Here is an 18,925-nt window from a genome sequence, read left to right as displayed (position 1 = left end):
AGGGGGGATACCCCTTAATACCCACTTATAAAGAATTTAACATTTGTATGATAAGTGAGTTTAAAAAACTCAATAAAATTCAATATGTTGATTGATTTATCGATATCCCACTAAGGGGGTATGTGAAAATCGACCCTTAATTTTCATCCCTGCCTGCCTTGATCGTTATCAATTCTCACGCCCTTTCAGAGCGTTACCTTCGCTCTCAATCAAGCAATGTCGATTTATCAGAGAGCCGTCAGGCTCCTACAGGAGAAAACCGATGAGTAAATTCCTGGACCGGTTTCGCTACTTCAAGCAGAAGGGCGAAACCTTTGCCGATGGGCATGGCCAGCTTCTCAATACCAACAGGGACTGGGAGGATGGATACCGCCAGCGTTGGCAGCATGACAAAATCGTGCGTTCAACCCACGGTGTAAACTGCACCGGCTCATGCAGCTGGAAAATCTATGTGAAAAATGGTCTGGTGACCTGGGAAACCCAGCAAACTGACTACCCACGCACTCGTCCAGATATGCCCAACCACGAGCCTCGCGGCTGCCCGCGTGGTGCAAGCTATTCATGGTATCTCTACAGCGCTAACCGTCTGAAATACCCGCTGATGCGCAAACGTCTGATGAAGATGTGGCGTGAAGCAAAAAGACTGCACAGCGATCCGGTAGATGCATGGGCATCCATTATCGAAGACGCCGATAAAGCAAAAAGCTTCAAACAAGCGCGTGGTCGTGGTGGATTCGTTCGTTCTTCCTGGCAGGAAGTGAATGAGCTGATTGCCGCATCTAACGTTTACACCATCAAAACCTATGGTCCTGACCGCGTCGCAGGCTTCTCGCCGATCCCGGCGATGTCGATGGTTTCTTATGCGTCCGGCGCACGTTATATGTCGCTGATTGGCGGGACCTGCCTGAGCTTCTATGACTGGTACTGTGACCTGCCGCCAGCTTCCCCGCAGACCTGGGGCGAGCAGACCGACGTACCGGAATCTGCCGACTGGTATAACTCCAGCTACATTCTGGCATGGGGCTCTAACGTACCGCAGACCCGTACTCCGGATGCGCACTTCTTTACTGAAGTTCGTTACAAAGGCACCAAAACAGTAGCAATCACCCCGGACTACGCAGAAATCGCCAAACTGTGCGACCTGTGGCTGGCTCCGAAGCAGGGAACCGATGCGGCGATGGCAATGGCGATGGGTCATGTCATGCTGCGCGAGTTCCACCTCGATAACCCGAGCCAATATTTCACCGACTACGTACGTCGTTATACCGACATGCCAATGCTGGTGATGCTCGAGGAGCGCGACGGCTACTATGCTGCTGGTCGTATGCTGCGTGCTGCGGATCTGGTTGACTCTCTGGGCCAGGAAAATAACCCGGAATGGAAAACTGTCGCTATCAACAGCAACGGCGAAATGGTTGCGCCAAACGGTTCAATTGGTTTCCGTTGGGGCGAAAAAGGCAAATGGAACCTTGAGCAGCGCGATGGCACGTCCGGTGATGAAACTGAACTGCAGCTCAGCCTGCTGGGTAGCCAGGATGATATCGCTGAAGTGGGCTTCCCGTACTTTGGTGGCGAAGGCACCGAGCACTTCAGTAAAGTCGAACTGGAAAACATTCTGCTGCATAAATTGCCCGTTAAACGCCTGCAACTGGCCGATGGCTCTACGGCGCTGGTGACCACCGTTTACGATTTGACTATGGCCAACTACGGCCTGGAACGTGGTCTGAACGATGAAAACTGCGCGACCAGCTACGATGACGTGAAAGCGTACACGCCAGCGTGGGCAGAAAAAATTACAGGCGTATCACGTTCTCAGATTGTACGCATCGCCCGTGAATTTGCGGATAACGCAGATAAAACGCACGGTCGTTCGATGATTATCGTCGGCGCCGGTTTGAACCACTGGTACCACCTCGATATGAACTATCGTGGCCTGATCAATATGCTGGTGTTCTGTGGCTGTATCGGCCAGAGCGGCGGCGGCTGGGCCCACTACGTAGGGCAGGAAAAACTGCGTCCGCAAACTGGCTGGCAGCCGCTGGCGTTTGCTCTTGACTGGCAGCGTCCGCCTCGTCATATGAACAGTACCTCCTACTTCTATAACCACTCCAGCCAATGGCGCTATGAGACGGTGACTGCACAGGAACTGCTGTCCCCGATGGCAGACAAATCCCGCTATAGCGGTCATTTGATTGACTTTAACGTTCGCGCTGAACGTATGGGCTGGTTACCGTCTGCGCCGCAGTTAGGGACTAACCCGCTGTATATCGCGAAAGAAGCGCAGAAAGCAGGTATGACGCCGGTGGACTACACCGTTAAATCCCTGAAAGAAGGTTCTATTCGCTTTGCGGCAGAGCAGCCGGAAAACGGTAAAAACCATCCGCGTAACCTGTTTATCTGGCGTTCAAACCTGCTCGGTTCTTCCGGTAAAGGCCACGAGTACATGCTCAAGTATCTGCTGGGTACTGAACATGGTATTCAGGGCAAAGATCTCGGCCAGCAGAGCGGCGTGAAGCCAGAAGAAGTGGAATGGCAGGATAACGGACTGGACGGCAAACTGGATCTGGTCGTTACGCTGGACTTCCGCCTGTCGAGCACCTGTCTGTATTCCGATATCGTGCTGCCGACCGCTACCTGGTATGAAAAAGACGACATGAATACCTCGGATATGCATCCGTTTATTCATCCTCTGTCTGCGGCCGTTGACCCGGCCTGGGAATCGAAGAGCGACTGGGAAATCTATAAAGCCATCGCCAAGAAATTCTCTGAAGTTTGTGTGGGCCACCTCGGTAAAGAAACCGACGTCGTTACGCTGCCGATTCAGCACGACTCCGCCGCTGAACTGGCGCAGCCGCTGGACGTGAAGGACTGGAAAAAAGGGGAATGCGACCTGATTCCAGGTGTTACGGCACCGCACATCATGACCGTTGAGCGTGATTATCCGGCAACCTACGAGCGTTTTACCTCCATCGGTCCGCTGATGGAAAAAATTGGTAACGGCGGTAAAGGGATTGCCTGGAACACCCAAAGCGAAATGGATCTGCTGCGTAAGCTCAACTACACCAAGGCTGACGGTCCGGCGAAAGGCCAACCGATGCTGGATACCGCAATTGATGCTGCTGAGATGATCCTGACGCTGGCTCCGGAAACTAACGGTCAGGTTGCCGTTAAAGCCTGGGCGGCGCTGAGTGAATTTACCGGTCGTGACCATACGCATCTGGCGCTGAATAAAGAAGACGAAAAAATTCGTTTCCGCGACATCCAGGCGCAGCCGCGCAAAATTATCTCCAGTCCGACCTGGTCAGGTCTGGAAGATGAACATGTGTCTTATAACGCCGGTTATACCAACGTTCATGAGCTGATCCCATGGCGTACGCTATCTGGTCGCCAGCAGTTGTATCAGGATCACCAGTGGATGCGTGACTTCGGTGAGAGCCTGCTGGTGTATCGTCCGCCAATCGACACCCGTTCGGTGAAAGCGGTGATCGGCGAGAAATCTAACGGTAACCCGGAAAAAGCGCTCAACTTCCTGACGCCGCACCAGAAATGGGGTATCCACTCCACCTACAGCGACAACCTGCTGATGCTGACGCTGTCTCGCGGTGGTCCGATTGTGTGGATGAGTGAAGTTGATGCGAAGGATCTGGGTATCGAAGATAACGACTGGATCGAAGTCTTCAACAGCAACGGGGCGCTGACGGCGCGTGCAGTTGTCAGCCAGCGTGTGCCGGCCGGGATGACCATGATGTACCACGCGCAGGAACGTATCGTTAACCTGCCGGGTTCTGAAATCACCCAGCAGCGCGGCGGGATCCACAACTCGGTAACCCGTATTACGCCGAAACCAACTCACATGATCGGTGGTTATGCGCAACTGGCATACGGCTTTAACTACTACGGTACCGTCGGTTCAAACCGCGATGAGTTCGTAGTTGTACGTAAGATGAAGAACATTAACTGGTTGGATGGCGAAGGCAATGACCAGGTACAGGAGAGCGTAAAATGAAAATTCGTTCACAAGTCGGCATGGTGCTGAATCTCGATAAGTGCATCGGCTGCCACACCTGTTCAGTGACCTGCAAAAACGTCTGGACCAGCCGTGAAGGTATGGAGTACGCCTGGTTCAATAACGTCGAAAGTAAGCCTGGCGTTGGCTTCCCGAACGACTGGGAAAACCAGGAAAAATGGAAGGGCGGTTGGATCCGTAAAATCAATGGCAAGCTGCAGCCGCGCATGGGTAACAAAGCACTGCTGCTGGGTAAAATCTTTGCTAACCCGCATCTGCCGGGCATGGATGATTACTATGAGCCGTTTGATTTTGACTACCAAACGTTGCACAACGCCCCAGCAGACAGTAAGGCGCAGCCGATTGCCCGTCCGCGTTCGCTGATCACCGGTCAGCGGATGGATAAAATCACCAGCGGTCCGAACTGGGAAGAAATTTTGGGGGGCGAGTTCGAAAAACGCGCCAAAGACCAGAACTTCGAAAACATGCAGAAGGCGATGTACGGTCAGTTCGAAAATACCTTCATGATGTATCTGCCGCGTTTGTGTGAGCATTGCCTTAACCCGGCGTGCGTGGCGACCTGCCCAAGCGGCGCTATCTACAAGCGTGAAGAAGATGGCATCGTGCTGATCGACCAGGACAAATGCCGCGGCTGGCGTATGTGTATCACTGGCTGCCCGTATAAGAAGATCTACTTCAACTGGAAGAGCGGGAAATCTGAGAAGTGCATTTTCTGCTACCCGCGTATCGAAGCCGGTCAGCCGACCGTTTGCTCCGAAACCTGCGTAGGCCGTATTCGTTACCTCGGCGTACTGCTGTATGACGCAGATGCGATCGAAAGTGCGGCAAGCACGGAGCACGAGAAAGATCTGTACCAGCGTCAACTGGACGTGTTCCTCGATCCGAACGATCCGGCTGTTATTGAACAAGCGCTGAAAGATGGTATTCCGCTGAGCGTCATTGATGCCGCACAGCAGTCGCCGGTTTACAAAATGGCGATGGACTGGAAGCTGGCGCTGCCGCTGCATCCGGAATACCGCACGCTACCGATGGTCTGGTATGTGCCGCCTTTGTCACCGATCCAGTCTGCCGCCGATGCGGGTGAGCTGGGCAGCAACGGTATTCTGCCGGACGTTGACAGTCTGCGTATCCCGGTTCAGTACCTGGCGAACCTGCTGACCGCAGGCGACACTCAGCCGGTACTGTTGGCGCTGAAACGTATGCTGGCGATGCGTCACTACAAACGTGCGGAAACCGTTGACGGTAAAGTTGATACCCGTGCGCTGGAAGAGGTGGGCTTAAGCGAAGCGCAGGCACAGGAAATGTATCGTTATCTGGCGATTGCTAACTACGAAGATCGTTTCGTGGTACCGAGCAGCCATCGTGAACTGGCGCGTGACGCGTTCCCGGAGAAAAGCGGTTGTGGCTTTACCTTCGGTGACGGTTGCCACGGTTCTGATACTAAATTCAATCTGTTCAACAGCCGCCGCATCGAAGCTGTCGATGTGACCAGCAAAACGGAGCCGCACCAATGATTGAACTTGTCATTGTTTCGCGTCTGCTCGAGTACCCTGATGCTGCCTTGTGGCAGCATCAGCAGGAACTTTTCGATGCACTCGCGTCATCTGAGAACCTGGATAAAGAGGATGCCCAGACTCTGGGCATTTTCCTGCGCGATCTCACCGCGCAGGACATGCTGGATGTGCAGGCAAGCTATAGCGAACTGTTTGACCGTGGCCGCGCCACCTCGTTGCTGCTGTTTGAACATGTACACGGCGAGTCCCGCGATCGTGGTCAGGCTATGGTTGACCTGATGGCGCAGTATGAACAGCACGGTCTGCAGCTCGACAGCCGCGAACTTCCCGATCATCTGCCGCTGTATCTGGAATACCTTGCGCAGTTGCCGAAAAGCGAAGCATTAGGGGGGGTACAGGATATCGCGCCGATTCTGGCGCTGCTCAGCGCTCGCTTGCAACAGCGTGAAAGCCGTTATGCGGTGCTGTTCGATCTGCTGTTAAAACTGGCGAATACCGTTATCGACAGCGATAAAGTGGCTGAAAAAATTGCAGATGAAGCGCGTGACGATACCCCACAAGCGCTGGATGCGGTCTGGGAAGAAGAGCAGGTGAAATTCTTCGCCGATCAGGGGTGTGGTGAGTCGGAAATTTCCGCTCACCAGCGTCGTTTTGCCGGGGCCGTTGCGCCGCAGTATCTGAATATCACCACCGGAGGACAGCAATAATGCACTTCCTGAATACGTTCTTCTTTGACATCTATCCGTACATCGCGGGTTCTGTCTTTCTGATTGGCAGTTGGCTGCGTTATGACTATGGGCAGTATACCTGGCGCGCGGCTTCCAGTCAGATGCTGGATCGCAAAGGGATGAACCTGGCGTCAAACCTGTTCCACATCGGGATCCTGGGGATTTTTGCCGGGCACTTCCTTGGCATGCTGACACCACACTGGATGTATGAAGCGTGGCTGCCGCTTGAAGTGAAACAAAAGATGGCGATGTTCGCGGGTGGTGCCAGTGGTGTGATGTGTTTGATTGGTGGCGTCCTGCTGCTGAAACGCCGCCTGTTCAGCCCACGTGTGCGGGCGACCACTACCGGAGCGGACATTCTGATCCTCTCCCTGCTGGTGATCCAGTGTGCGCTGGGCCTGCTGACCATTCCGTTCTCCGCCCAGCATATGGACGGCAGCGAGATGATGAAGCTGGTGAACTGGGCGCAGACAGTGGTGACCTTCCAGGGGGGTGCGTCTCAATATCTGGATGGCGTTGCGTTCATTTTCCGTATGCACCTGGTGCTGGGTATGACGCTGTTCCTGTTGTTCCCGTTCTCGCGTCTGGTGCACATCTGGAGCGTTCCGGTCGAATATCTGACGCGCAAATACCAGATTGTTCGTGCGCGTCATTAATCGGTTATCTGTGTAAGACAAAACCCCGCTCCGGCGGGGTTTTTTTACGACTAATTGGCGGATAAGCATTGTGCATCAGGCAAATTGCCGACCCGAATTGAGGCTTGATCGAGGGCAAGGTATGGGGCATTACAGATGGATTGGATGCTGGTGCGTTATGAAGTGATGGTGGTGGGGGAAGGATTACTCAGCGCGGTGCGCTTCGCCCTTCGGGTCGTTGCCTGCGGCAACGCTTTCTCGCTAACGCTCGAATCGAACCTGAGTCGAAGCTTCTCATCCTTCCCGTCTGGGCAGAATATGAAGCATAACAGATGGATTTGATACAGGTGCTTTATGAGGTGATGGTGGTGGGGGAAGGATTACTCAGCGCGGTGCGCTTCGCCCTTCGGGTCGTTGCCTGCGGCAACGCTTTCTCGCTAACGCTCGAATCGAACCTTAGTCGAAGCTTCTCATCCTTCCCGTCCGGGCAGAATATGAGGCATAACAGATGGATTTGATACAGGTGCTTTATGAAGTGATGGTGGTGGGGGAAGGATTACTCAGCGCGGTGCGCTTCGCCCTTCGGGTCGTTGCCTGCGGCAACGCTTTCTCGCTAACGCTCGAATCGAACCTTAGTCGAAGCTTCTCATCCTTCCCGTCTGGGCAGAATATGAGGCATAACAGATGGATTTGATACAGGTGCTTTATGAAGTGATGGTGGTGGGGGAAGGATTCGAACCTTCGAAGTCGATGACGGCAGATTTACAGTCTGCTCCCTTTGGCCGCTCGGGAACCCCACCAGGGGTATACTAATTTTATGAATCTATCGGAATGAATGGTGGTGGGGGAAGGATTCGAACCTTCGAAGTCGATGACGGCAGATTTACAGTCTGCTCCCTTTGGCCGCTCGGGAACCCCACCACGGGGTAATGCTAGTTACTGGCCTGCTTCCGTTGGAAGCGGGGCGCATCATATCAAATGATGCGCCCCTGTAAAGTATTCCGTTGATAAAAAAGAACTGGTTGCCTGATTTTTACGCGTAAAGATGTAAAGGTAACCAATTCAATTATCAATCGATTACAGAATAATCGTTCGGTTACCGTAAACAAAGACGCGTTGAGCCAGAACCTGATACAGCGCGCGGCTTAATACATTTTTCTCAACGTCGCGACCCGCACGCATCATATCTTCTGCGGTGTAGGTGTGATCCACATGAATTACGTCCTGCATAATGATTGGGCCTTCATCGAGGTTATCATTCACGTAGTGGGCTGTTGCACCGATGATCTTCACACCGCGCTCATAAGCCTGATGGTAAGGGCGAGCGCCAATAAACGCTGGCAGGAATGAATGGTGAATATTGATAATCTTATTCGGGAAGCGTGAAACAAATGTTGGTGTCAGAACGCGCATGTATTTTGCCAGCACGACATAGTCAGGTTGGTGCGCGTCGATAGCGTCGGCCATTTTCAGGTCATGTTCGTCACGCGTTAAACCTTCGTGGCTGACCAGCTCAAATGGGATATCAAACCGTTCAACCAAAGGTCGCAGCGTCTCGTGGTTGCCGATCACAGCGGCGATTTCAACATCCAGCCCGCCATAATTGGCCTTCATTAACAGGTCACCCAGACAATGTGCTTCCTTGGTGACCAAAATGACGATACGGCGGCGTCCTGCTGGTGTTAATTCACGAATGGAGCCATCTGGTAGGGCACTATCCAGATCGGCAAGCAGCGTGACGTCGTTAAAAATACCCTCCAGTTCGGTACGCATAAAAAAGCGCCCGGTACGGTGGTCCACGAACTCATTGTTCTGCACGATGTTCAGTTCATGCTTGTAACAGATATTCGTAATGCGCGCGATCAGACCTTTTTGGTCCGGGCAAATAGTACGCAGCACTTTTCGTTGTAATGAATGCATTTGCAGCGGTGATCCTGTTGAGAATGTTTGCAAAATTGATACTGTCGGGCGTTGATTAGCCGCAGCACTTTTTAAATTTTTTACCGGAGCCACAAGGGCAGGTATCGTTTCGTCCAATTTGAGGGCGTGTACCGTCTATATAGTACCACTGACCGTTTTCTTTTAAAAAACGAGAGCGCTCGATAATTGCACCTGTTTTACCTTGTTCAGAAAATCGCGCAACAAAGCTGACATAGCCGATATTTTCTGTGTCTGCCGTTTGTTGTTCAAAAACGGTCAGCCCGAGCCATTCGGTGTGGCTAAATCCTGCGATAATGTCGTCGCGAAACGCGGCTGCATGACAGTCCGGATGCCAGGTCTTGATAAGGTAATCTGCGTCTTTCATCACAAAAGCACAGTAACGAGAACGCATGAGATGTGACGGTGTAGGTGCTACTTGCGCGCCGGACACATAACGGTAGCAACATAGGCTATACTCGACAGCGCTACCACAGGGACAAAGCTGAGACACAAAGTACTCCCTGGAATAAAAAAACGGCGTAAAAACGCCAGGGTAGCACTATGTTAACTGAGCGGTAGCGATGTTGCTACGTCTGCAAGCCAGGGGAAGTTTGTACGTACAATGAGAAAAATAAAAATTGGGCTGGCGCTAGGTTCCGGCGCGGCGCGAGGTTGGTCGCATATTGGCGTTATTAAAGCCCTAAAGCATATGGGCATTGATGTTGATATTGTGGCAGGGTGCTCCATTGGTTCGCTGGTTGGTGCAGCCTACGCATGCAATAAGTTACCTGCTCTCGAACAATGGGTTTGTTCTTTCAGCTATTGGGATGTCTTACGTCTGATGGATCTCTCGTGGCGCAGGGGCGGTTTACTGCGTGGTGAACGAGTATTCAATCAGTACCGTAATGTCATGCCGGTAGAAGCAATTGAGCAATGCACTCGCCGTTTCGCTACTGTGGCTACTAATCTGAGTACGGGTCGGGAGCTCTGGTTCACGGAAGGTGATTTGCACCTGGCTGTTCGGGCCTCCTGCAGCATTCCTGGTCTGATGTCCCCTGTAGCGCATAATGGTTACTGGCTGGTCGATGGCGCGGTGGTGAATCCCGTTCCTGTATCCTTAACTCGCGCGCTGGGCGCTGACATCGTTATTGCCGTCGATCTGCAACACGATGCGCATCTTATGCAGCAAGATTTACTCTCCTTCAACGTCAGCAGTGATGCCGAAACGGGTGATGATGTTGACGCGCTTTCATGGCGTGCCCGACTGAAAGAGCGCTTGAGCAACATAACGGCCAGGCGTGCGGTAACCGCGCCGACGGCGATGGAGATCATGACGACTTCTATTCAGGTTCTGGAAAACCGTCTGAAACGTAACCGCATGGCCGGTGACCCGCCAGATATCCTGATCCAGCCGTTTTGTCCGCAAATATCCACGCTGGATTTTCACCGAGCCAGCGCAGCCATTGCTGCTGGGCAACTGGCGGTCGAGAAGAAAATGGATGAGCTTCTACCCCTGGTGAAAACCAACATCTAACGCATTTTTTATCAACACTTAAGCAAATTCTGACAGGCGTGAGTAGCAATAGCATGCCACTATTTACTAAAGCCAGTCAGGGGGGAGAATATGACGCAGCCATTGGTCGGAAAACAGATTCTTATCGTTGAGGATGAGCCGGTATTTCGCTCACTCATGGACTCATGGTTTTCCTCTTTGGGAGCGACAACGGCGGTAGCTGGCGATGGACTTGAAGCACTTGAATTACTCGGGCACTTTAACCCCGACCTGATTATCTGCGACCTGGCTATGCCACGAATGAACGGCCTTAAGCTAGTAGAGTATCTGCGTAATCGTGGCGATCAGACCCCAATCCTGGTGATATCAGCGACGGAAAACATGTCTGATATAGCCAAAGCACTGCGATTGGGTGTGGATGATGTGCTGCTAAAGCCGGTAAAAGACCTGAACCGCCTGCGCGAAACCGTCTTTGCGTGTCTGTATCCGAATATGTTTAATTCACGCGTGGAAGAAGAAGAGCGGCTGTTTCGCGACTGGGATGCGATGGTCGGGGATCCCGCCGCTGCAGCGAAGCTGTTACAAGAATTACAGCCTCCTGTGTCGCAAGTTATTTCACGATGTCGGATCAACTATCGTCAATTGGTAGCCGCCGATCAGCCGGGGCTGGTACTGGATATTGCACCGCTATCGGACCATGACCTTGCGTTTTATTGTCTGGATGTGACGCGGGCAGGGGATAATGGCGTTCTGGCAGCATTGTTACTGCGGGCGCTATTTAACGGTTTGCTGCAGGAACAGCTCGCGCATCAAAATCAACGATTGCCGGAGCTCGGTGCGTTATTGAAACAGGTTAACCATTTATTGCGCCAGGCTAATTTGCCCGGACAATTCCCTCTGCTGGTGGGTTATTACCACAGTGGATTAAAAAACCTGATTCTGGTATCAGCAGGGCTGAATGCGACATTAAATACAGGTTCACACAATGTACAAATCAGCAATGGCGTTCCGTTGGGAACCTTAGGGAATGCGTATCTTAATCAACTGAGCCAACGTTGCGAATCCTGGCAATGCCAAATTTGGGGGGCCGGTGGTCGGCTGCGCCTGATGTTGTCTGCAGAATGAACAACCGAGTGGAGTGAGAATGAAATTGGCTCACCCCCCCCATGCTGTGAGTGCTACTATCAGCGCCAGATTTATTCGTATTTATCTTAATTATACCGACGCGCGTCCTTTTCAGACCAGAAGCTTGTCGCGGTACTGATATACTTGGATGCGATACAGATTGATGAACACGTTCAATACATGAACAGTCCAGGAGAGTTTTAAATGGCTGCCCTTAATTCAAAAGTCAAAAAGGCCGTTATCCCGGTTGCGGGATTAGGAACCAGGATGTTACCGGCTACGAAAGCAATCCCGAAAGAGATGCTACCGTTGGTTGATAAGCCATTAATTCAGTACGTCGTAAACGAATGTATTGCTGCGGGCATCACTGAAATTGTACTTGTAACTCACTCGTCTAAAAATTCGATTGAAAACCACTTCGATACCAGCTTTGAACTTGAAGCTATGCTGGAAAAACGTGTAAAACGCCAGCTACTGGAAGAAGTGCAATCTATTTGTCCGCCACATGTCACTATTATGCAGGTGCGTCAGGGACTGGCCAAAGGTCTGGGCCACGCGGTATTGTGCGCGCACCCGGTGGTTGGCGATGAGCCCGTTGCGGTTATCTTGCCGGACGTCATTCTTGACGAATACGAATCTGATTTATCACGCGACAACCTTGCCGAAATGATTCATCGTTTCGATGAAACAGGCAGCAGCCAGATTATGGTTGAGCCGGTAGAAGATGTTACCGCTTATGGTGTTGTTGATTGTAAAGGCGTTGAATTAGCGCCGGGCGAAAGCGTACCGATGGTTGGCGTTGTTGAAAAGCCGAAAGCGAATGTGGCGCCATCTAATCTGGCCGTCGTGGGGCGTTACGTCCTTAGTGCGGATATCTGGCCTCTGCTGGCAAAAACGCCTCCGGGAGCCGGTGACGAAATTCAGCTGACTGATGCTATCGATATGCTGATTGAAAAAGAAACGGTTGAAGCTTATCACATGAAGGGCAAAAGCCATGACTGTGGTAATAAGCTGGGCTATATGCAGGCGTTCGTTGAATATGGTATTCGCCATAATACTCTCGGCGCTGAATTTAAAGCCTGGCTGGAAGATGAGATGGGTATTAAGAAGTAACCTGCTGGTATTATCAGGTCTGAACGGTGCTGTTAATCCAGCACCGTTTTTTTATACCTGAACTGGGTAGGGACTGTGCGAAGTTCAGGTAAAAAAAATCCCGCCAGTGGCGGGATTTTAAGCAAACTATTTCTGAATTATTCCTTGATTAAGAAATCGTCCAGTTGTTTACCTTGTTCTTCCATCGCTTTTTTGATCACTGCCGGTGTACGACCCTGACCAGTCCAGGTTTTAGTTTCACCGTTTTCGTCAACATAGCTATATTTAGCCGGACGTGCAGCGCGTTTAGCTTTGGTGCCAGATTTAACAGCAGCCATGCTATTCAGCAGTTCGTTCGGGTCAATGCCGTCAGCGATCAGCATTTCACGATATTGTTGCAGTTTACGAGTACGTTCTTCAACTTCAGCAGCTGCAGCGCTTTCTTCTTCACGGCGCTCGCTAACAACAACTTCTAATTTTTCCAGCATTTCTTCAAGCGTTTCCAGAGTACATTCTCTTGCCTGCGCACGAAGAGTACGGATGTTGTTCAGAATTTTAAGTGCTTCGCTCATTGTAGTAATCTCAAACTTATATTGGGGGTGGTTTGTTGAGCTAATAATAGAGCGATAAATTCAGTTGTGCAATAGCCAGGAATGTAAGGAATTCAAAATTGCGCTTTATTTAGTATCAGAATTAATTCATCTGTCTTAAATTCACCGCGACGTTGGGCATAAAAAAGGCTTATTGGTGAGGGGGCTTCTCAGCGGCTGAGAGTAAAAATTCAAGATTCAGGTCACATTTTATGGTGTACAAATAGTATCTCTTTGCAGTGATTTCAACCTTTTGTATTAGTTTTGCTTACATGAATTCGCTAATACATGGCGACAGTGGGTAGATTCAATAACAATAAGGGAAGGGTTTCTTTATTGCCGTAAGAAGATAAGAGGTATGGATAAATTTCATGAGCACTATTTGTGAAAGAGTGTGTATATACCCGTCCAGTTTCAGGCTGCCTGGGCTATGACTGGAGTGTACTAGCGCTCCCATGTCACTTAAAGGATCGGTTATTTAGGCGACACTGAGCGAGTCTGAACGCCTATTTATACGCCTATGCAGGCAACGCTACACCGACACGTTCGTGAAATATGCTACAATCCTGCCCATATTTATTTCCCCGGGTGAGGGCCTACGGTCAATGGCACAGCTATATTTTTACTATTCTGCAATGAATGCCGGTAAGTCGACTGCATTGCTGCAATCTTCGTACAATTATCAGGAACGTGGGATGCGTGCCGTGGTATATACAGCGGAAATTGATGACCGCTTTGGTGCTGGAAAAGTAAGTTCACGTATAGGTCTGTCGTCACCTGCAAAATTGTTTAACCAAAATTCATCATTGTTCGAAGAGATTCGGGCTGAGAATGAGCAGCAAAGAATTCACTGTGTACTGGTTGATGAGTCGCAGTTTCTGACTCGACAGCAGGTTTATGAATTATCTGAAGTTGTCGATCAGCTGGATATTCCCGTGTTGTGCTACGGCTTGCGTACCGATTTTCGTGGTGAGTTATTTGGCGGCAGCGAATACCTGTTGGCGTGGTCAGATAAACTGGTTGAATTAAAAACCATTTGTTTCTGTGGGCGTAAGGCCAGCATGGTGTTGCGTCTTGATCAGGCAGGACGACCTTATAACGAGGGCGAACAGGTGGTGATTGGCGGGAACGAACGCTATGTATCGGTATGCCGTAAGCATTATAAGCAAGCACAGTCTGAGGGCTCTCTGACGGCGATACAAGAACGACACAACCACGATTAACTCTACGCGCTTCTGGGCGCTTATTAGCACAGGGTAGGCTGAGACATTCGCTAATGTTCGCTACCCTGTCAGACACTCTCCTGACGCTATTCTCGCATCCTCCTAAGCATCCTTTTACAGGTCCATCCTTTACACGTCGCTGAATTGGTCATGTATCGATTCTGATAACGAAAGATGTAAAAAAAAACGGCCCCAATTTGGGACCGTTTATGGTGAAACTAAAACTTATCTGGATGAATTAAGCGGATTTCTTCGCTTTTTTCTCAGCTTTCGGCGCTGCTACTGCTTCAGTCTTAACGGCGGTTTGATCTTCGCTGTATTCACGACCGTAGTAGGTATCCATCAGGATCTGTTTCAGTTCAGAAATCAGCGGGTAACGCGGGTTAGCACCAGTACACTGGTCATCAAACGCATCTTCAGACAGTTTGTCCACGTGTGCCAGGAAGTCAGCTTCCTGAACGCCAGCTTCACGGATAGACTTAGGAATACCCAGTTCAGCTTTGATTTCGTCAAGCCAGCCCAGCAGTTTCTGGATTTTTGCAGCAGTACGGTCGCCCGGTGCGCTCAGACCCAGATGGTCTGCGATTTCAGCGTAGCGACGACGAGCCTGCGGACGGTCGTACTGGCTGAATGCAGTCTGTTTAGTCGGGTTGTCGTTCGCGTTATAACGAATAACGTTGCTGATCAGCAGGGCGTTCGCCAGACCGTGAGGAATGTGGAACTGAGAACCCAGCTTGTGCGCCATTGAGTGACATACACCCAGGAAGGCGTTAGCAAATGCAATACCGGCGATGGTTGCTGCACTGTGTACACGCTCACGCGCTACCGGGTTCTTAGAACCTTCGTGGTAGGACGCTGGCAGGTTTTCTTTCAGCAGTTTCAGCGCTTGCAGAGCCTGACCGTCGGAGAACTCAGAAGCCAGCACGGATACGTAAGCTTCCAGGGCGTGAGTAACGGCATCCAGACCACCGAACGCACACAGGGACTTAGGCATATCCATCACCAGGTTGGCGTCAACAATCGCCATATCCGGAGTCAGCGCATAGTCTGCCAGCGGGTATTTCTGACCAGTTGCATCGTCAGTAACAACCGCAAACGGAGTAACTTCAGAACCGGTACCGGAAGTGGTGGTGACGGCAACCATCTTCGCTTTTACGCCCATTTTCGGGAACTTGTAGATACGTTTACGGATGTCCATAAAGCGCAGTGCCAGTTCTTCGAAGTGGGTTTCTGGGTGTTCGTACATAACCCACATGATTTTCGCGGCGTCCATCGGGGAACCGCCACCCAGTGCGATGATCACGTCTGGTTTAAAGGAGTTAGCCAGCTCAGCACCTTTGCGTACAACGGTCAGAGTTGGGTCAGCTTCAACTTCAAAGAACACTTCGGTTTCAACGCCAGCAGCTTTCAGCACGGAGGTGATCTGGTCAGCATAGCCATTGTTAAACAGGAAGCGGTCGGTCACGATCAGCGCACGTTTGTGACCATCGGTAATCACTTCATCCAGTGCGATTGGCAGAGAGCCACGACGGAAGTAGATAGATTTCGGAAGTTTGTGCCACAACATGTTTTCAGCTCGCTTAGCAACGGTTTTCTTGTTGATCAGGTGCTTAGGACCAACGTTTTCAGAGATGGAGTTACCACCCCAGGAACCACAACCCAGAGTCAGGGAAGGCGCGAGTTTAAAGTTGTACAGGTCACCGATACCACCCTGAGAAGCTGGGGTGTTAATCAGGATACGTGCGGTTTTCATCATCTGACCGAAGTAAGCAACACGTTCTGGCTGGTTGTCCTGGTCGGTGTACAGGCAAGAGGTATGACCGATACCGCCCATCGCAACCAGTTTTTCAGCTTTAATAACGGCGTCTTCGAAGTCTTTCGCGCGGTACATTGCCAGCGTCGGAGACAATTTTTCGTGAGCGAACGGTTCGCTTTCGTCAACAACTGTCACTTCACCGATCAGAATCTTAGTGGTTTCTGGTACGGAGAAGCCTGCCAGTTCAGCAATTTTGTATGCCGGCTGACCAACGATAGCCGCGTTCAGCGCGCCATTTTTCAGGATAACGTCCTGAACGGCTTTCAGCTCTTTGCCTTGCAGCATGTAGCCGCCGTGAGTCGCGAAACGCTCACGTACTGCGTCGTATACAGAGTCAACGACAACAACGGACTGTTCAGAAGCACAAATTACGCCGTTATCGAAGGTTTTAGACATCAGAACAGATGCAACAGCACGCTTGATATCAGCGGTTTCATCGATAACCACAGGGGTGTTACCTGCGCCTACACCGATTGCCGGTTTACCGGAGCTGTATGCTGCTTTAACCATGCCTGGACCACCGGTCGCAAGGATCAGGTTGATGTCCGGGTGGTGCATCAGCGCGTTTGACAGTTCTACGGAAGGTTGATCGATCCAGCCGATCAGATCTTTCGGTGCGCCAGCAGCAATTGCTGCCTGCAGAACGATATCAGCAGCTTTGTTAGTGGCATCTTTAGCACGCGGATGCGGAGAGAAGATGATGGCGTTACGCGTCTTCAGGCTGATCAGTGATTTGAAGATTGCAGTAGAAGTCGGGTTAGTGGTTGGAACGATACCGCAGATGATACCAATCGGTTCAGCGATGGTAATGGTACCGAAAGTGTGGTCTTCAGCCAGCACACCACAGGTTTTTTCGTCTTTATATGCGTTATAAATGTATTCGGAAGCAAAGTGGTTTTTAATCACTTTATCTTCGACGATGCCCATGCCAGATTCGGCAACGGCCATTTTCGCGAGAGGGATTCGAGCGTCTGCGGCAGCCAGAGCGGCGGCACGGAAGATTTTGTCAACCTGTTCTTGAGTGAAACTGGCATATTCACGCTGGGCTTTTTTTACGCGCTCTACAAGTGCGTTAAGTTCAGCGACATTAGTAACAGCCATAATGCTCTCCTGATAATGTTAAACTTTTTTAGTAAATCATCTGCTCGATACGAGAGTATAGACAGATCGACGAAAATTTGTGTAACGTTTTGAAAATCAAACGGTTAATTAACGTCCACTTTACCTTGATTTACTAAAAGAGCTTATACGCTAGCGCCACTTAATTCTAACGCGCTACCTCCAGGTGGCGTAAGCAAGATTACTCACTTCTGAGTAGTAATTGCGTGATCTGGATCAAAATTTCGCAAAGCTGACACCTTTCAGCAGGCCCTTTTAGCGTTTATCGGTAAGTGTTAATGAATTGATGGGGTGAATGCTATTAACATTAGCATATTTAATACATATTAATAACACCAAGTATTGGAAGTGTATTTACGTAGATATACACAGATAGAAGGTGAAGTATGCTGACAAAAGGCGTATCTTCAGCGCGGATTTTATCAATTTTTATGACTCATTTTATCCGGCTAACGCTTCGGAGCTAACCGTGATCCAAACGCTATTTGATTTTCCTGTCTATTTTAAATTTTTCATTGGGTTATTCGCATTGGTTAACCCGGTCGGGATCATCCCAGTCTTTATCAGTATGACCAGCTATCAAACCGCTGCTGCGCGAAATAAAACCAACCTTACGGCAAACCTGTCGGTTGCCATCATCCTGTGGACCTCGCTGTTCCTTGGTGACGGTATTCTGCAGCTCTTCGGTATCTCGATAGATTCGTTCAGGATTGCCGGCGGCATTCTGGTGGTGACTATCGCAATGTCGATGATTAGCGGAAAACTGGGCGAAGATAAGCAAAACAAACAGGAAAAATCAGAAACAGCAATCCGCGAAAGTATCGGCGTAGTGCCGCTGGCATTGCCGTTAATGGCGGGGCCGGGGGCGATAAGCTCAACTATTGTTTGGGGTACGCGCTATCACAGTGCGATTAACCTGTTTGGTTTTTTTGTGGCGATTGCGTTGTTTGCCCTGTGCTGTTGGGGACTGTTCCGCATGGCACCGTGGCTGGTAAGGCTGCTGGGCCAAACCGGTATCAACGTCATTACGCGTATTATGGGGTTGTTGTTAATGGCCTTAGGGATCGAATTCATTGTGACTGGAATCAAGTCCATTTTCCCCGGTTTACTTGCCTGATATTCCTCTTCGGCATCAACGGAGCCTCTTTCGGCTCCGTTTCCTTTCGTTATTAGTAAAACTTCTCACTAAAGTTGAAAATCAGCATAGAAATATAAAAAACTCTGATGGCCATTCATTAATTTATTCATTGATTTTATAGATATAACGCTCAGTAGGCCACCAGAGGGATCCCGACGTCACTGTTATTTTATTAACATCATACTCTGGGGCTTGCTGAAGGATTATCGAAATGTTATTAGTTATTTCAGCGTTTTTTTTAGATGAATGTGCTAATTAATAACCAATTGTTAAATTTATGTGCATTTTGGCGTGGTGTTGACACAGGACTGGGGGTTAACACTGCGTGTGATGCAATATATTGATTTTTATCGTTTTATTGTCACAATCTTTCATTCGTAAGACTTTTTTAGTGAGATTTATTTCCAATAAAAGAGAATTGGTTAACAAATTTGTAAAATGTATTGGCGGTTAAGAAACGCATTTGATACTTTCCGGCCAGGTAT

General features: G+C 50.2%; 13 protein-coding genes, 2 tRNA genes and 3 other RNA genes. 9 read left to right on the top strand and 9 right to left on the bottom strand.

Features of this window, described 5'->3' with window-relative positions; translation table 11 throughout:
• Positions 1-262 precede the first annotated feature (262 nt).
• From OGV65_RS20485 to narI, 4 genes are read left to right on the top strand one after another with little or no spacing between them, the layout of a single operon-like run.
• Complete coding sequence (locus OGV65_RS20485) at positions 263-4,006, top strand: nitrate reductase subunit alpha (RefSeq protein ID WP_047358964.1); 3,744 nt, start codon at positions 263-265, stop codon at positions 4,004-4,006.
• Positions 4,003-5,541 (top strand): nitrate reductase subunit beta, encoded by a 1,539-nt coding sequence (gene narH, locus OGV65_RS20480; RefSeq protein ID WP_286455376.1) that lies wholly within the window; start codon positions 4,003-4,005, stop codon positions 5,539-5,541. Before OGV65_RS20485 ends, narH begins: the two co-directional genes overlap by 4 nt.
• Positions 5,538-6,248 carry a nitrate reductase molybdenum cofactor assembly chaperone gene (narJ, locus tag OGV65_RS20475; RefSeq protein WP_222186514.1) on the top strand — a complete coding sequence of 237 codons (711 nt, stop codon included), beginning with the start codon at positions 5,538-5,540 and terminating at the stop codon, positions 6,246-6,248. Before narH ends, narJ begins: the two co-directional genes overlap by 4 nt.
• Positions 6,248-6,925, top strand: coding sequence for a respiratory nitrate reductase subunit gamma (gene narI, locus OGV65_RS20470; protein ID WP_016153281.1), 678 nt, complete (start codon positions 6,248-6,250; stop codon positions 6,923-6,925). Before narJ ends, narI begins: the two co-directional genes overlap by 1 nt.
• Positions 6,926-7,091: 166 nt before the next feature.
• Here the strand turns inward: narI and OGV65_RS20465 are convergent.
• The 7 genes from OGV65_RS20465 to OGV65_RS20435 form a co-directional block, all read right to left on the bottom strand.
• A non-coding RNA gene (locus OGV65_RS20465) (RtT sRNA) lies at positions 7,092-7,223 on the bottom strand.
• Between the two features lie 44 nt (positions 7,224-7,267).
• Positions 7,268-7,399, bottom strand: a non-coding RNA gene (locus tag OGV65_RS20460) — RtT sRNA.
• 44 nt (positions 7,400-7,443) lie between these two features.
• Positions 7,444-7,575, bottom strand: a non-coding RNA gene (locus OGV65_RS20455) — RtT sRNA.
• 44 nt (positions 7,576-7,619) lie between these two features.
• A tRNA-Tyr gene (locus OGV65_RS20450) sits at positions 7,620-7,704 on the bottom strand.
• A gap of 36 nt (positions 7,705-7,740) precedes the next feature.
• Positions 7,741-7,825, bottom strand: a tRNA-Tyr gene (locus tag OGV65_RS20445).
• A 156-nt stretch (positions 7,826-7,981) separates the two neighbouring features.
• Positions 7,982-8,824: a formyltetrahydrofolate deformylase gene (gene purU, locus OGV65_RS20440; RefSeq protein WP_016153278.1), complete on the bottom strand. Its 843-nt coding sequence runs from the start codon at positions 8,822-8,824 to the stop codon at positions 7,982-7,984.
• Between the two features lie 55 nt (positions 8,825-8,879).
• Positions 8,880-9,335 (bottom strand): YchJ family protein, encoded by a 456-nt coding sequence (locus OGV65_RS20435; protein WP_016153277.1) that lies wholly within the window; start codon positions 9,333-9,335, stop codon positions 8,880-8,882.
• A 111-nt stretch (positions 9,336-9,446) separates the two neighbouring features.
• Here OGV65_RS20435 and rssA point away from each other — a divergent pair, with 111 nt between their 5' ends.
• The 3 genes from rssA to galU all read left to right on the top strand — a co-directional run bounded on the left by rssA (position 9,447) and on the right by galU (position 12,575).
• Positions 9,447-10,358, top strand: coding sequence for a patatin-like phospholipase RssA (gene rssA, locus OGV65_RS20430; RefSeq protein ID WP_016156731.1), 912 nt, complete (start codon positions 9,447-9,449; stop codon positions 10,356-10,358).
• A 90-nt stretch (positions 10,359-10,448) separates the two neighbouring features.
• Positions 10,449-11,462, top strand: a complete 1,014-nt coding sequence (gene rssB / locus OGV65_RS20425) for a two-component system response regulator RssB (protein ID WP_016153275.1) — start codon at positions 10,449-10,451, stop codon at positions 11,460-11,462.
• A gap of 204 nt (positions 11,463-11,666) precedes the next feature.
• Positions 11,667-12,575 carry a UTP--glucose-1-phosphate uridylyltransferase GalU gene (gene galU, locus OGV65_RS20420; RefSeq protein ID WP_016153274.1) on the top strand — a complete coding sequence of 303 codons (909 nt, stop codon included), beginning with the start codon at positions 11,667-11,669 and terminating at the stop codon, positions 12,573-12,575.
• A gap of 137 nt (positions 12,576-12,712) precedes the next feature.
• On the opposite strand, the gene hns is transcribed toward galU, so the two are convergent.
• The gene (gene hns, locus OGV65_RS20415; protein ID WP_003020723.1) at positions 12,713-13,126 is read right to left on the bottom strand and encodes a histone-like nucleoid-structuring protein H-NS; all 414 of its coding nucleotides are present in this window, start codon (positions 13,124-13,126) and stop codon (positions 12,713-12,715) included.
• A gap of 623 nt (positions 13,127-13,749) precedes the next feature.
• Here hns and tdk point away from each other — a divergent pair.
• Complete coding sequence (gene tdk / locus OGV65_RS20410; RefSeq protein ID WP_019076935.1) at positions 13,750-14,367, top strand: thymidine kinase; 618 nt, start codon at positions 13,750-13,752, stop codon at positions 14,365-14,367.
• Between the two features lie 238 nt (positions 14,368-14,605).
• Here the strand turns inward: tdk and adhE are convergent, their stop codons facing one another.
• Positions 14,606-17,284 carry a bifunctional acetaldehyde-CoA/alcohol dehydrogenase gene (gene adhE / locus OGV65_RS20405; RefSeq protein WP_016153272.1) on the bottom strand — a complete coding sequence of 893 codons (2,679 nt, stop codon included), beginning with the start codon at positions 17,282-17,284 and terminating at the stop codon, positions 14,606-14,608.
• 487 nt (positions 17,285-17,771) lie between these two features.
• Here adhE and ychE point away from each other — a divergent pair, with 487 nt between their 5' ends.
• Positions 17,772-18,419 (top strand): NAAT family transporter YchE, encoded by a 648-nt coding sequence (gene ychE, locus OGV65_RS20400; RefSeq protein WP_003020714.1) that lies wholly within the window; start codon positions 17,772-17,774, stop codon positions 18,417-18,419.
• Positions 18,420-18,925 lie beyond the last annotated feature (506 nt).

Origin of the sequence: Citrobacter sp. Cb004 (genome assembly GCF_030337065.1) — a bacterium.
In the GTDB taxonomy this organism is placed as follows: domain Bacteria; phylum Pseudomonadota; class Gammaproteobacteria; order Enterobacterales; family Enterobacteriaceae; genus Citrobacter; species Citrobacter braakii.
The sequence above is the reverse complement of the archived record's forward strand: the minus strand, read 5'-3'. Positions and strand labels throughout refer to the sequence as shown.

Bases quoted from the DNA above. Each gene is read 5' to 3' on its own strand.
- rssA (WP_016156731.1), top strand. From the start codon at position 9,447: ATGAGAAAAATAAAAATTGGGCTGGCGCTAGGTTCCGGCGCGGCGCGA.
- OGV65_RS20485 (WP_047358964.1), top strand. From the start codon at position 263: ATGAGTAAATTCCTGGACCGGTTTCGCTACTTCAAGCAGAAGGGCGAA.
- adhE (WP_016153272.1), bottom strand. From the start codon at position 17,284: ATGGCTGTTACTAATGTCGCTGAACTTAACGCACTTGTAGAGCGCGTA.
- galU (WP_016153274.1), top strand. From the start codon at position 11,667: ATGGCTGCCCTTAATTCAAAAGTCAAAAAGGCCGTTATCCCGGTTGCG.
- tdk (WP_019076935.1), top strand. From the start codon at position 13,750: ATGGCACAGCTATATTTTTACTATTCTGCAATGAATGCCGGTAAGTCG.
- purU (WP_016153278.1), bottom strand. From the start codon at position 8,824: ATGCATTCATTACAACGAAAAGTGCTGCGTACTATTTGCCCGGACCAA.
- narH (WP_286455376.1), top strand. From the start codon at position 4,003: ATGAAAATTCGTTCACAAGTCGGCATGGTGCTGAATCTCGATAAGTGC.
- narI (WP_016153281.1), top strand. From the start codon at position 6,248: ATGCACTTCCTGAATACGTTCTTCTTTGACATCTATCCGTACATCGCG.
- rssB (WP_016153275.1), top strand. From the start codon at position 10,449: ATGACGCAGCCATTGGTCGGAAAACAGATTCTTATCGTTGAGGATGAG.
- hns (WP_003020723.1), bottom strand. From the start codon at position 13,126: ATGAGCGAAGCACTTAAAATTCTGAACAACATCCGTACTCTTCGTGCG.
- narJ (WP_222186514.1), top strand. From the start codon at position 5,538: ATGATTGAACTTGTCATTGTTTCGCGTCTGCTCGAGTACCCTGATGCT.